The sequence below is a fragment of the Paenibacillus sp. FSL H7-0918 genome, assembly GCF_038007025.1.
In the GTDB taxonomy this organism is placed as follows: Bacteria; Bacillota; Bacilli; order Paenibacillales; family Paenibacillaceae; genus Paenibacillus_AQ; species Paenibacillus_AQ odorifer.
This window is the reverse complement of the sequence record NZ_JBBOWJ010000001.1, coordinates 1,157,034-1,171,270: the sequence shown is the minus strand read 5'-3', so window position 1 is coordinate 1,171,270 and position 14,237 is coordinate 1,157,034. Positions and strand designations below refer to the sequence as shown.

The following is a 14,237-nucleotide window of genomic DNA, read 5'->3' as shown; positions in this document are numbered from 1 at the left end:
TTTAAATTACCTTTCTTCCATAAAATACTATACAATTTAGGAACAATCAACGCTAGATTTGATATTTTACTAACTTATTTTTCTTATTTGTCGTAATTATGTATATCCTTACCATACGGATGTTATTAATCAGAATACTTAATTGCGGATGGTGACTATTGGCTAGATTGCCTCAGGTCAGCGTTTTTTTGCGTTCTACAGAGTGAGGAATTAACGAGCCGGATCATCACTCTGGGATAAACGAGAAGACACTGCCATAGGTCCCTGTAAATACGGGCTGACCGAATTTTTGTGTCCATTCCTTGAGTAGTTTATAGGAGACCTTTTTGCTCGTAATTACATAATCGGGCTGATCGTAATTAACGATCTCGGGAAGGTATTCAGAGAATCCGTGCATCGAGCGTTCAAAAGCAGTCCAACCCAATACGCCAAGAGAATCTTTTGTCACGAAGGGATCTTGTCTGCCATCACATAACACATCTCCCCCTCGAAACATGACATAGCCGGATGAACCGTAGTGTGCGAGAACTTTCGGACGTGTACCTTCAGATGTATGCTGTAGAATATAGTCCATTTCATCGACAGGATATTTTTTGGCGTCAATAACTGGTGGTACAAGGAATAGATAAGCAATGTTTAGCAGCAGGCCAACTGCCAGTAACCCTCGTAATGTACTTTGTCGGACTAGAATACCTGTTTTGGTGAATTCAGGAAGCACATCAAAAAATACAGCCGCAAAATAGGGGATGAACAGCCACATAAATAGGTTTTGCTTGAAGTTTGATACACCGAGGTATAGAATCCCAAGCATAAGAAAAAAACGGAACGGTTTACGCTGGAGTGCAAAAGGAAGTGTGCAGGCAAAGAACAAAAGCAATAGTAAGATGGGCAAATTCTCCAAGCTATTGAACCGAATCGGCTGCCATTCATTGATCAGCAGGTTAAAGTTCTTTTTCGTAACTGTCAAAATAAACAAGAGACTTTTTACGCCGCCTGGATTTAGAATGCCAACGAACCAGACGAGACTGAAGACTATGATTTTACGCCCATTCAGCGTTTTTTGGATCAAGGATTCAAGCAGAGCCATCCCTGTAAATACAGCAATTACAAGCCATACTCCTGCATGAAAATTGGCAATGGCAATAGAAAGAGCAATCATCGCAGCGGCATATTTCTTTTGAGAACTCATTTGATATTCACGTAAATATACGAAAAACCAGACAATCATAAACGAAGAGATCATCTGTGGACGGCCTTTGAAATAATTATAATAAATCCAGCAAGAAATTAGCAGCACAAAAGGGAGCAGGAGAACATGGTCTTCTTGAAGTCCCAGTTCTTTGCGTGAAACCTTGCCCAGCCGAAGCAATCCGAGCACTAAAAAGAACAAGCATACAGCGGTCAAAATATACACACCCGGCCATCCAAAAGCTGCATAAAGCGGGGCAACGAGCAGTTGGAATCCGAATTCATGAGGGACGTAGGGCAGCTTATCTCCGTAAAAAGTATGTATGGCATGATGTAGAACTTGTCCGTGCTCGATCATATATTGTCCTAGCTCTATATGCCAGAAGGTATCGGGATCATTGTAAGAAAATTTAGGGAACATCAGCAAGATAGCGGCTATAACGAATATGCCATACAAAAATTTGTGTATATTGAATTTCATCATTATTTTGTTTTCCCCCCCGTTTTTTGTTCAATTATAACGAGACTTTCTTAAGGAATAGTAAAATTTATGAAGCGGAGTGAACACTCATGCATCAACTATTTACGTGGATATCTGAATCCGCGCTTCACCTTGTCAATTCTATGGGCATTTGGGGCATATGGTTAGGGATGATTCTAGAGAGTGCCTGTATTCCCATTCCCAGTGAAGTGATTATGCTCAGCGGTGGCTGGCTGATTGCGCAAGGCTCGCTTACTTTTATGGAAGTTGCTGTCGCTGGGATATTCGGAAACCTACTGGGTTCCATCATTGCCTACTATATTGGTAAGGCTGGTGGACGCCGGTTATTAGAAAAATACGGAAAATATATTCTCCTAAATGAGCATCATTTGGAGCAATCGGAGCGTTGGTTCGAGCGTTATGGAGAGAGTACCGTATTTTTTACTCGTATGTTGCCCTTTATTCGTACTTTTATCTCACTGCCCGCAGGGGTTGCTGGAATGAAAGCTTGGAGATTCATAACATTTACAGCACTCGGCTGTATCCCGTGGAACTTAGCTTTGATCTATCTGGGATACCGCTTAGGTGACAACTGGGGTATCGTGGAGCAATTTATTCGCCCAATCAGTTATACCATTTGCGGAATCGTGGTGCTTCTTGTGTTGAGGTTGTTAGTACGGAGATTTCGTAACCAGACTTAATGCCAGTTCTTCGGGTGTTTTCTGGTGTTTTCTGCTCGGTGAGCCTCCGCAGCTAAATATGGATAAATAAAGGTCAGGAACGTCGAGGCTAGAATTAACTGTTATATGTTGAATGCATTCTATATTCAAGGATAATCTACTTATGTCTGGGAGGTTTGAAATGAAGGTCAAACGAATCGTCGCCAATATAAACACGAAGGATCTCACGGCAGCTAAATGCTTTTACGAGGATGTGCTCGGTCTTGATTTAATGATGGATCATGGTTGGATTAGAACTTATGGTTTAGACGAGGAGATGAGTATTCAGATTAGTTTTGCCTCACAGGGTGGCTCAGAAACGCCTACGCCTGATCTATCAATTGAAGTCGATGATGTCGATGCTACATTTGAAAGCATGAAGAAAGCTGGATTTCCGATAGAATATGGGCTTGTTGATGAGCCTTGGGGTGTTCGGCGATTCTATGTCCGCGACCCGTTTGGCAAACTTATCAACATCCTTGAGCATAGACATTAGAAGAGTGGTCACGGCGTGCAGAAATCTTGATTGTTAAACTATCGAATAGCGATAGCTAAATGATGACATAAGGCAGCCGATCAGTGGATCGGCCGCCTTTATTCAATTAACGGGCAGGATAGTTGAACATAATCAAGCATAACCGTATTATAAGTAAGTATAAATTCATTGGTGAGGGAAGCGTCATATAAAAATTCAATGTTCTTGGTGATTCTTATATTGAATGATTTTCAGCATTCACTGTGAATTTAATGATTAAATGCAGAGATAAATCATATCGAAAGGATAACTTATGAGGAATTTTATTATCTTCGGAGCAAGTAAAGGATTAGGTGAGGCATTCTTCAAAGGATTGCCAGAAAAAGGTGATCGTGTTTGGGTGGTTTCTAGAACTTATCCTAACAATTTAAATCTTGAAGATGGTGTACAGAAATATTGGATTGAGGCTGATTTAGCGAAATCTGATGCAAGCAAGCTGATTGCGAATACAGTAAATGACGTTACAATAGACGTATTAATATATAATGTAGGGATATGGGAGAGCAAAGGCTTCAGGGATGACTATGATTTTGAAAAAGATGACCCAGCTGAAATCGTCAACATCATTAATGTAAATGTTACTTCAGCTATTACCTGCATACAGAAGCTTTTACCGAATCTAAAAAAGTCAGATAACGCAAAAATTTTCTTAATTGGTTCTACGGCAGGTCTTGAACATAATGATTTTACGCAAGTTTCATTTGTAGCTTCTAAGTTCGGTTTGCGTGGTATTGGAAATTCTATAAGGGAGCATGTAAAAAAGTATGGGATCGGTGTGACTTGTATAAATCCTGGTGAAATTGCAACCCAAATTCCATTGGAAGATGGAATTGAGAAAGTCTTGTCTGCGTATGGCGGTACACAGATTCCTCTTCAAGATATTGTTTCTTTAGTTAAATGCTTAATGAACCTTTCCAAAGCCTCTTGTGTAAAAGAAATAAATATTCCAGCAATGTTGGATACAAATGCGTAGTCGACTCCATTGAGAATGATAGTGCGAAAAAGCGAAAACCACTCCATAGTAAAGGAGTGGTTTTCGCTTTATACATGAATATGTAAAGTTTGGTCAAACTCTAATTTATGCTTAGATATACTACGGTGAGCCGTATCATAAATAACGGTTGAGCTAACGGGATACGATAGTTGAATAATACATTACATTGATAAGCAAGTGCTTCGGTATCCTGCTCTTTTTATTAAGCTAATAGGCAGGCTAGCGTAAACAAAATGATCAAAAGTATTAACCATACGTAGTTAATTACATTTCGGGATTAGCACAATGATTTTCGGCAGCTTCGTTTGGTTAACGGGGGTAGTTTAAGTAAATGTAAATATTTACTTGCGAACTAATGTTCGGTACAATAAACTTGATTCCATTACAAAAAGGAGATGTTGGATATGTATAAACACATTAAAGATTTTGCCGCAACTTGGCAGAATGAAACGGAAGCAACAATGCGGACACTGGAGATGCTGACGGACGAGTCTCTTGGCCAACAGATAACAAGCGATCATAGAACGCTTGGACGTGTTGCATGGCACCTTGTACAGACGTTGCACGAAATGCCATCTCGGACGGGACTGTCTTTCGAAGGACCGGGCGAAGATATGCCGGTGCCAGCTTCGGCAGCAGACATCGCGTCAGTCTATAAGAGGACCTCACAAGCGCTCCTTGATGCTATACAGTCCAGTTGGAAAGATGAGAATCTGCTTATCATGAGCGATATGTATGGTGATCAATGGCCAAACGGCTTAATGCTGGAAATTCTCGTAAAGCATGAGATTCATCATCGTGGTCAGATGACAGTACTGATGCGTCAGGCAGGCCTTCGTGTGCCGGATCTTTACGGCCCGACAAAAGAGCAGTGGGCCGAGTATGGAGCGCTACCTCCAGTAATTTAGAGTAAGATTATATCCGCTTTGGCCGTTTGGCTATAGTGGGATTTATAAGTATTTTATCATGGGATTAAAAGTGGTGGCTTGAATCATAGACAAGAGGATACCATCGGACTGAAACTGTTGATTCTATTGAACTAACGGGAAACAATAGCTTAATCTAAAACGAAGGTAGCTGGTCTATATGAACGGCTACCTTCGTTGCGCTAAAGGACACATTTTCCCTTAATCTATATAGAATTGAAGATGAGATAGCAGGAAATCTTGCAACAGCTAGGGAATACCAAATTATGGATTTATAAATGTATATGAAAGGTTGATCTTAGTTTATGAATGACCGTAATCTCATCTTCGTAGCAAAAGCGAAAATGATGCTTGTATACCCTTTGCTGCTTGCCCTGATCGTTATACTTGTGGTCAGTAGCCTTACTGCCTGCGATAATTCCACCGCAGGCAAGACAGCAAGCAAGTCTGCGCAGCCGACCAAGGATGTACCTGTGGTAGCGCAAGCATCGGGCAGCATTTATCTGTACGGTGAAGCACACGGCGTAGCCAAGATATTTGACAAGGAATATAAATTGTGGTCTCAATACTACCATAACGAGGGCATGAGGCACTTATTCGTCGAGCTGCCCTATTTTACCGCCGAATACTTGAATCTATGGATGCAGTCGGACAATGATGATATTTTAGAGGAGATTTATGATGATTGGGAACGGACACGTAGTCACAACCCTGATGTCAAAGAGTTCTACAAAAAAATAAAGAGCGAGTGTCCGGAGACGATTTTCCACGGCACAGACATCGGGCATCAATATGAAACTACCGGGAGCCGCTATTTATCTTATCTTGTGGCAAACGATCTGGGAGAATCGGAGAAGTATACTTTAACAATGGAAGCGATCCGGCAAGGCCGTGTTTTTTACAGCAAAGAAGACGGCGTATATCGGGAAGACACGATGACGGAAAACTTTATTCGCGAATTTGAGAAGTTGGGCAATGAGAGCGTTATGGGCATTTACGGCTCAGCGCATACCGGGCTTGATGAAATGGACTATAAGACCCAATCCATCCCTTGTATGGGCAATCAATTACAGGAGCATTATGGCGATAACATTTATTCTGAGAACCTAAGTTGGATTGCTAAAGATATTGAGCCATCCAGAGTAGATTACATCTCCTTACAGGGCAAGGAATATGCAGCATCTTATTTTGGTAAGCAGGATTTGAACGGGTTCAAGGATTACGCCTATCGAGAATTTTGGCGATTGGAGGACGCCTATGAAGATATCAAAGACCTTCCACTGGTGGACAATTATCTTCCTTACGATAACTATCTGATGCCGATAGAAGTAGGCCAGGTCTTTGTGGTCAACAGCACCAAAACAGACGGTTCAGTGCAAAGAGATTACTATCTGTCTAGCGGCCAAGTTGTGGAGGGTGTGAACTCAACACAACAATTCACAGCAGAGTGACGATCAGTAATATGATGATTATCTCAAGTACAACACGCTCGCTCATGCATCGGGCGTTCATAAAAGCTAATTGGGAAAATTGTCATGTGCCGAAAATGAGTGCTCGGTTGATATAAGAGTGGCTCCAAAATTCACAGCTTCAACCAAAGCGGTGAACCGTAAGTAGGGGGAAGCTTTTTACTGATTGCATTACGCTAACGGGAGACGCTAGCTCAAATACGATTAGGCAGCCGTTAGTCAAAGCGATCAGCTGCCTTCATTCAACTACCGGGAAGTTTTGTACAAGAGAAAATGATGAAGTGGAATAAACACGTGCAGTACTGATGGATGAAAAAGGTGAATATATGGATTCAAATGAACTAAAACCTTTAATGAACAACACAAAATGGGAAGAAATAAGACAAGCAATGCTCAACTATGCCTTTCCAACCAAATGGAGGATTAAAGACATTGATACTGGCTATATCAGCCTTTGGGATGGAGATTGGTATTACCATTTTTCAGATGGTGGTTACAAATTTATTGAGTGGTTAGAAATTCATGCTGAAGATGACTCGATAAATGCTGATTTAATTCAAATCTTGAAAAAAATACATGTTCCAGGTGAAGTAACTACCGACTCCATCATAATTTATGGATATAACAAAACTAATGAATTCATTGATTATATATAATACGCTTCACCTCAATGCTTCCAAACACAAAGTACAGTTTGACCATTAAATGTATATCTGTATATAAAAGAAAAAACACTCCTGACAATGGAGTGTTTTATTATTATTCAAATTTATTTGAAGTCCATGTAGCAATTCCATTCATTGGACATGCAACAACTAGCCAGTTATCAGATTCTACTCCCACCTGCCAACATTCATACTTCTCATGAAAACCAATAACAAATAGTATGCTACCTGATTCAAAGCTTATAATTAAATGTGGAGTGCTGTCTCCCAATTGTATATCTATAATCTTTTCACGTCTCACCTTTATGATCTGACTGTATTTTTCTTCCTCAGAAACATCTGCAATTTGGCTTTCATTACTAGGGTATTGAGAGGGAACTGAATCAAATATAGTCCACTTTGATTCAATGTTCAGGTACAGTTGACCAGCTAAATCATCGAAGCCTTCATACTTAGTTAAATAGACTAGAGTAGCACCACTTGATACTCCAAATCTAAGACCATCAATTTTTGCCCCAATACAAAGATGTTTAAGAACTCGTACAGCGAAGTCCCTATTTTCTTTATTCATTCCGTTCCCCAGCTCTTTTCATCAACGTATAAGCCCGAATCATTACACCATATCTTGGATTTGTTGGTGTTGGCTTTTCGCTTCAAATTTCGCGTTTTGGCATTTTGCTCTCATCCATGTACAGCAGATTCCAGCGGTGACCGTCCAGGTCGGCAAATCCTGCGCCGTACATCCAGCCGTCAGTCTCACTTGGCTTGCCAAAGATGTTTCCTCCAGCAGCCTCTGCTTTTTGGACAAAGGCATCTACTTCTTCTCTGCTTTCAGCACCAATGGAGAAGATTACTTCAGCGCTATGGGAAGTATCTGCGGTTTTTGAACCAGTAAATTTCTCAAACGCCGCATCCGGGAACAGCAGAATTGTTGTTTGACCTATAACAAGCTTAGCTCTCTCGTTACCAACACTCACCGCTTGGAATCCAATCTCATTGAAAAAGACAGTTGACCTCTCAACATCTTTGACTGGCAGGTTAATCCAAATCTCCTGTGACATGGCTGTAGCCTCCTAATATATTTTCATTCCTACTATACTCTACTTCTGGCAGCAGAAGCGATCTCTTTCGCATCTCACCTTTAGTTGAAATACTCGATAGTTTTCTCAATAAATGCCTTGGCCGATTTTGTCAGAAAACGGTCGGACCGATGAATGATCTCAAAGTGACGATATGGCGGATCGTCTGTAATTCGGATGCAGCGTAATGTTGGTTCATTCATTGCTTGGATCAAACGGTAAGGCAGCAATGTTCCTCCGACATTGGCTTTCACCAAGCTAATAATGGAAGTTGCCGAACTGGTCTCCATGATCGTATCTAAGCTGAATCCATATTTACGACAATAGCCATCAACTAATTCTCTGCCTGTAAATCCTTCGGGGAACATCACAGTTTGGATATTACGCAGTTCCTGGATTCCAATCGTGCTTCGTTCAGCCCAATCATGATTCTCAGAAACGACAAGTACATATTCTTCACTGCACAAGGGAATGCGTACAAGCCGATCATCTGGAGCAGAGGTGATCTCGATCCCGATGTCTACTTCATTATCTAGTACTTGATTCAAGACGTAGATCGAAGAGATAAGCTTCAGCTGCACCTTGGGGAATCGCGTATGAAAATTCACGAGCAATGGGGTGAGCCGATAGTCCAGATCGGAAGGGAGAACACCAATTACCAACCGACCTCGTTGATCATTGCGTAATTCAGCTAACGCATCCTGGGTATTCTGTAAATGCCGAATCATCTGTACACAGTGCTCCAAAAACAGATTTCCTGCTTGAGTCATCACAATCTTTTTGCCGACTCGGTCAAATAAGGGAACTCCGAGTTCATCCTCAAGCGCGCGTATTTGTTGACTCAACGTAGGCTGAGATATGCCAAGCTTCTCAGCTGCTCGTGTAAAATGAAGCTCCTCACACACAGCAATGAAGTTTTCCATCTGACGAATCTCCATATGAATGACCTCTAATCATTGGTTTTAGTAATCATTTTAATAGAAACAATAGTATTGTTCAATCATTCTAATGATTCTATACTTAATCGTGCACCGCCCAAAGATCTGTTATTAACAAAGGGTCATGGGAGAATGCAGCGATACTACTACCATGAGGTGATTCATAATGAAACTTTTTTATATCGTCTTGGCGCTTATCCTGGCTTCACTGAATTTACGACCACCCATTACATCCATTTCTCCTCTAATGAGCATCATTCAGAATGATCTGGGTATAAGCGGGATTACCGCCAGTTTGTTAACCACACTTCCGGTATTATGCATGGGCATATTTGCTCCGTTCTCCGTACGATTAAGCAGAAGGTGGGGAAATGAGGGCGCAATTGTTCTGGCTTTAATCCTCATTGGGTTAGGTACGGGATTACGATGGTTTGTTGGTACAACTCCTTTGATGATGTTCACTTCTTTTCTTTCCGGTGTAGGAATTGCATTGGCAGGGCCGCTGTTGTCCAGTTTCATTAAGCAGTACTTCCCTGACCGAGTGGCATCCATGGTGGGTATTTACTCTACAGCGATGGTGATGGGGGCCAGCATTAGTGTGGGACTATCGGTTCCGCTACAGTATACATTGGGTGGTTCGTGGAGAGGCTCGTTGGCTGTATGGGCATTACTGGCAGTCATTGCATTGCCGATTTGGTTGAGATTAGCCTGGTCTGCGCGCACAGATCGACAATCCGGTAAAATCTCGAGTGTACTTAATGCACCACTTCCGGTGAACAATAGACGTGCCTGGGTGCTGACATTATTCTTCGGGCTGATGGCAGCGATCTTCTATTCGTTGACCGCTTGGCTTGCGCCAGCAATCCAAAGCCAGGGGTATAGCCAAGAGACTGCCGGCAAAATCCAAACTTTATTTACCTTGATATCGCTGCCCTCTACTTTGTTCATTCCGATGCTTGTACATCGTTACCAAAGACGTGTATTCTGGCTTGTCGGGTGTGCAATATTAGAGTTGACGGGTGTCTTGATGCTGAACCTATCCGTTAGCCCCTGGCTCGCGGCGATTCCACTCGGTATTGGAGCGGGTGGGCTGTTCCCGATTGCACTGATGTTGCCCATTGATGAAACAAGTAATGCTCAAGAAGCTAGTAGCTGGTCCGCAATGACCCAATCTGGTGGCTACATTCTCGGAGCGCTTGGGCCGCTAGCGATTGGCTGGCTCCACGATGCAACAGGCAGCTTCGTTCAAGCATTCTATGGTTTGGCTGTAATCATCGTGCTTCAGATTATCGTTCAAATGGCTATAGGAAATAAAAAAAGTTCTCCATCCATTTCTCGTCTCCATTAAAGGTTTCGTGTGATACTTCATGTTGATCAATTAGTGAAGTTGTGCTTGCATGGACCTATGAACGTACGTGGTGTAATTCAACTAGCAGGCAGGATAATGGAAATGAACTGTAGAAAAAAACCTATAAATGAAAGTGACAAAAGTGGAGAATTCTACCGACAGTTGAATAAAGCGCCTATGAAAATTCAACCACCGCTTGATAGGATTGCGTTTGAGGAAATGCTATGCTGTTTTCGACAGTGCGCACTGTACATTTTGTTTTATTGGAGGTATACAATGCTCGACTTGCGTAAAATTGGAGCTTATATTTCGAAGCTTCGCAAAGACCAGGATTTGACCCAATTGGAACTTGCCGATCAACTGAATGTAAGTCATCAAGCGGTATCGAAATGGGAACGGGGCGACTCGCTACCGGATATCGGAACGCTTCCGCAGTTTGCGAGGTTATTCGGCAAAACGGTAGACGACATTTTAAATGCAGGAGACAACTCAGAAAATCGGGAGCACCAGCACCTAGGAACGATCGTTGAGGAGATCGCAGAGAACAGGCCGGACCAAGTTGCAGAGATGGTCAATACCGGTGAGATGAAGGTGGAAGAGCTTGTAGAAGTAGCACCGTTTGTAAAAGCAAGCGCTCTGCATAAGGTTACAGAACGATTAGACAGCAGCGTCCTTAAGTTAGACGTGATCATGCGGCTGGCTCCGTTCCTTGGAACAGATACATTGGATGAACTGGTTCGTCAGGCAGAAGAGGGCGAAATTGTGTGGAATGCCATTACTGGACTCGCTCCATTCGTCAGCAGCGACACATTAAGCCGACTGGTAGATAAATCGATTGACGGTTCCTTAGAAGTGCACAATCTTGTTGGAATTGCCCCGTTTCTTGAAAGAGAACATGTAGATCGGTTGGTTCAACAAGCAGAAGAGGGTAGCTTGAGCTGGCATTTCGTTCAAGGGCTGGCACCCTTTATTAGCAGAGAAACGTTAAGCCGCTTGGTAGACCGGGTTGCAGATGGCACTATTGATGCGAACCGGATCATAAGCCTCGCACCTTTTCTGGACAGGGAAAATCTCGAGAAGTTAATTAGTGGAGTCGAAGCTGAACATCTTAGCCCAGATCTGCTGGCAAGCCTTGCTCCTTTCGTCGATCAAGGGACATTGAGTAGAATGGTGACAAACTTATTAAATAAAGTAAAGTAGACACGTATATCGGAGATTGGTGATGCATAGGCAATGGCGTTAAGCTAACGGGAAACGCTAGTTCCATAAACACGATAAAGGCAGCCCGTCAGTAAATGTGATCGGCTGCCTTTATTCAACTAACGGGCAAGTTACCTTAATAAACTAAGTGGTGGATAAAATATAAATATAAGAGTTCTCTCCCGAACTATTAGAAAAAGTCATGGTACGATGTCCTTATTCGGTTGTTTCAGGGGGAGTGAGGAGAACATGTTAAATACTCATGATGTTGCAATAGAAGCATTAACTTGTTATTCGATTACTTATCAATCAATAGCTCATATTGGCCAAAATGCAAACACCATCTATAAAGTGACAGATAAGGAAAGTAACTACTATAGTTTGCGGATACATCTATCAAAAAATGATTCGATGGAAAGTATTTGGTCTGAGGAAAAAGTCATTCATTCAGAAATGATTTGGCTGGAATCATTAATAAATGATACTGATCTGGTGTTACCGTCACCTATAAAAAATAACATTGGTGAATATGTTACTAAGATAGCTGACATGAACTGTACATTGGTAAAATGGGTAGAGGGTGAACAAAAACAATTTGTTCCAACAGTCAATGATGCCGAGTGCGTAGGTGAATTGATCGGAAAGCTTCATAAACAATCATCTATTTGGAAGGTTCCGCAATCATTTACTAGACCATCCTTTGATAATACTAGAATTTCACAATCATTAGAAAAGCTCAAACAGCTTGCTGACGGTGGTGAGCTCAATAAAAATGATGTGGAAATTCTGCAATTGGCCGGTGAGCGTGCAATTTTAATGATGAACGATATAGAAAGAACACCTGGCAACTGGGGGATAATTCACGCAGACTTGATTCCAAGTAATTATGTGTTTCATAAACAAGAAGCTAGAGCCATTGATTTTGGAGCTTGCGGGTTCGGATATTATTTATTCGATTTAGGTTGGGCACTTTCTTATATCCACCCAGCGTTCAGAAGCCAGTTGCTAGAATCATACGCCAAACAATTCGACCTGCCTCATAACTATGTTCAACAGTTAGAAGGCTTCTTTGTAGCTGCCCAACTCGAAACAATGAATTTTTGGCTTGGGTTGCCTGAATCTAATGAGTGGTTACCCAGTCACATTAGTAGATTAGCAAGTCGGGAATTTAAGTTATATGTAAATAAAAAAGAATTTCTTTTTAGTGGGACTCCTTACTGGGAGTAGTTTGTTCTACTAACGGGAAACGTTGTCTCAAATCACGATCAGCTGCCCTTTGCGCGATCTTGATCGTATCGGACCGTATTGCAGCTATTCCAGCATATGGGTTCATATTGCGAAGGTTTCGGACTGTATAGCTCTTATTGCCCTTGATTTGCGTAGAAAAGAAGTACATTTGAGCGAATAGCTGCAACTGAGTCCGATAGTGTGGCAAAACGAGCTGAATTGTGGAAATAAGAGCAATTGAGTCCGAACAGTTGGTGAAAAGAACGCCGCCTGCCAAATTTGCTCCTAAACGTGCTACCCAGTGTTTAAACTAGCCGTCTATAGCTCAAGCTATCTACACCGTGCGCGGAATTAGCTACCTACAGCTCGAGCTATCTACACTGTGCGCGGAATTAGCTACCTATAGCTCAAGCTAGCTACTCCGTGCGATAATTGAAGGATGGGCAATGGTGAAAACGTTTATTGGCTTATAACGCACCAATTAAACCTTGGAAAGAAGCTTAATATAAACAAGAAGGCAGCCGATCAACACGATCAGCTGCTTTTGTTCATCTAAGAGTAATTTCTCAAATAAATAAAAGCATCCTTGACTTTCCCCTGCACGGGAAATTGTATACTCACCTTATGTTATAGATTGGAGATGATATTTTGTTCAAAATCAGTGCATTTTCTAGGCTAAGCAAGGTATCCTTAAAAACACTGCGTTATTACGACCAGATTGGCATACTAAGGCCGAAAAAAGTGGATCAGGATACGTGCTACCGTTACTATTCCGCAGATCAGCTCCTTGAGCTCAACCGAATTTTAATCTATAAGGAATTGGGTTTTACATTGCCTCAAATTAAACAGCTGCTTCAGGAAAATATTTCATTAGAAAATATTCAAGGCATGTTTAAGCTGAAAAGAAGCGAAATCCAGCATATCATCGATACGGAACAAGCTAAACTCGTCAGGATTGAGGAACGTATGCAGCTTATAGAAAAAGAGGGGCAATTCGAAACGGGTCAAGAAATCAGAGTCAAAGCAGAGGGTGCTCAATTGTTTCTTTATCAGAAAGCATGCGGGAAAGAAGAGGACATTCCGGATTTGCTTCGTCAATTTGATCAGTTTATAACGACGGAAAATCGTCAATTCATTCAAGGCCCTCAGGTTGTTTTGTGGAAAGAAGTCGAAGGAAAAGAGGATGAGTTTGAGTTTGAAGTCGGGTATTTTTTAACCTGTGAGCTGCGATCATTTCCAGAACCGTTTCAGCTACGGACTCTTCCTCCTGAACCGATGATGGCCACAATGGCTTTTCATTCAAATACTAGTTTTGATTGTGCGGCCTGTGTTCATTTAGCTAAATGGATTGAGAAAAACAACTATCAGATCAAGGAGAACGAACCGGGCAGGGAGTTATATTTACCGTTATCTCCAGAACGAGATGCACAATTCATAGAAATACAAATTCCCATTATAAATAGATAAC

General features: G+C 41.8%; 14 protein-coding genes. 10 read left to right on the top strand and 4 right to left on the bottom strand.

All coding sequences use genetic code 11. The features are described from left to right. Positions 1 to 226: 226 nt before the first annotated feature. A complete protein-coding gene (locus tag MHI15_RS05490) occupies positions 227 to 1,672 on the bottom strand; it encodes a hypothetical protein (RefSeq protein ID WP_076194767.1) in 1,446 nt (481 codons plus the stop codon). 86 nt (positions 1,673 to 1,758) lie between these two features. Here MHI15_RS05490 and MHI15_RS05485 point away from each other — a divergent pair, with 86 nt between their 5' ends. From MHI15_RS05485 to MHI15_RS05460, 6 genes are all read left to right on the top strand, one after another. Further along, positions 1,759 to 2,370: a DedA family protein gene (locus MHI15_RS05485; RefSeq protein WP_341164191.1), complete on the top strand. Its 612-nt coding sequence runs from the start codon at positions 1,759 to 1,761 to the stop codon at positions 2,368 to 2,370. Positions 2,371 to 2,530: 160 nt separating this feature from the next. Further along, positions 2,531 to 2,884 carry a VOC family protein gene (locus MHI15_RS05480; RefSeq protein ID WP_076186911.1) on the top strand — a complete coding sequence of 118 codons (354 nt, stop codon included), beginning with the start codon at positions 2,531 to 2,533 and terminating at the stop codon, positions 2,882 to 2,884. Positions 2,885 to 3,176: 292 nt separating this feature from the next. Next, complete coding sequence (locus tag MHI15_RS05475; RefSeq protein ID WP_076130262.1) at positions 3,177 to 3,896, top strand: SDR family NAD(P)-dependent oxidoreductase; 720 nt, start codon at positions 3,177 to 3,179, stop codon at positions 3,894 to 3,896. A 425-nt stretch (positions 3,897 to 4,321) separates the two neighbouring features. Then, the gene (locus MHI15_RS05470) at positions 4,322 to 4,825 is read left to right on the top strand and encodes a DinB family protein (protein ID WP_076218439.1); all 504 of its coding nucleotides are present in this window, start codon (positions 4,322 to 4,324) and stop codon (positions 4,823 to 4,825) included. Between the two features lie 323 nt (positions 4,826 to 5,148). Then, a complete protein-coding gene (locus MHI15_RS05465) occupies positions 5,149 to 6,294 on the top strand; it encodes a hypothetical protein (protein ID WP_139332058.1) in 1,146 nt (381 codons plus the stop codon). 323 nt (positions 6,295 to 6,617) lie between these two features. Then, complete coding sequence (locus MHI15_RS05460) at positions 6,618 to 6,968, top strand: DUF6678 family protein (protein WP_217696514.1); 351 nt, start codon at positions 6,618 to 6,620, stop codon at positions 6,966 to 6,968. A 103-nt stretch (positions 6,969 to 7,071) separates the two neighbouring features. On the opposite strand, the gene MHI15_RS05455 is transcribed toward MHI15_RS05460, so the two are convergent. From MHI15_RS05455 to MHI15_RS05445, 3 genes are all read right to left on the bottom strand, one after another. Next, the gene (locus MHI15_RS05455) at positions 7,072 to 7,548 is read right to left on the bottom strand and encodes a hypothetical protein (protein WP_341164190.1); all 477 of its coding nucleotides are present in this window, start codon (positions 7,546 to 7,548) and stop codon (positions 7,072 to 7,074) included. Positions 7,549 to 7,630: 82 nt separating this feature from the next. After that, on the bottom strand, positions 7,631 to 8,038 hold the full coding sequence (locus MHI15_RS05450; protein ID WP_076277412.1) for a VOC family protein: 408 nt from the start codon (positions 8,036 to 8,038) through the stop codon (positions 7,631 to 7,633). 80 nt (positions 8,039 to 8,118) lie between these two features. Next, complete coding sequence (locus MHI15_RS05445) at positions 8,119 to 8,979, bottom strand: LysR family transcriptional regulator (RefSeq protein ID WP_254847659.1); 861 nt, start codon at positions 8,977 to 8,979, stop codon at positions 8,119 to 8,121. Positions 8,980 to 9,160: 181 nt separating this feature from the next. On the opposite strand from MHI15_RS05445, the gene MHI15_RS05440 reads away from it, so the two are divergent. The 4 genes from MHI15_RS05440 to MHI15_RS05425 all read left to right on the top strand — a co-directional run bounded on the left by MHI15_RS05440 (position 9,161) and on the right by MHI15_RS05425 (position 14,236). Beyond that, entirely contained in the window at positions 9,161 to 10,342 is a 1,182-nt protein-coding gene (locus MHI15_RS05440; RefSeq protein WP_076277410.1) for an MFS transporter, read from the top strand. 276 nt (positions 10,343 to 10,618) lie between these two features. After that, entirely contained in the window at positions 10,619 to 11,542 is a 924-nt protein-coding gene (locus MHI15_RS05435) for a helix-turn-helix transcriptional regulator (RefSeq protein ID WP_076218443.1), read from the top strand. 249 nt (positions 11,543 to 11,791) lie between these two features. Beyond that, positions 11,792 to 12,769, top strand: a complete 978-nt coding sequence (locus MHI15_RS05430; RefSeq protein WP_076277409.1) for a phosphotransferase enzyme family protein — start codon at positions 11,792 to 11,794, stop codon at positions 12,767 to 12,769. A gap of 648 nt (positions 12,770 to 13,417) precedes the next feature. Further along, positions 13,418 to 14,236 (top strand): MerR family transcriptional regulator, encoded by an 819-nt coding sequence (locus tag MHI15_RS05425; RefSeq protein WP_076194965.1) that lies wholly within the window; start codon positions 13,418 to 13,420, stop codon positions 14,234 to 14,236. The last annotated feature ends 1 nt before the right edge of the window (position 14,237 follow it).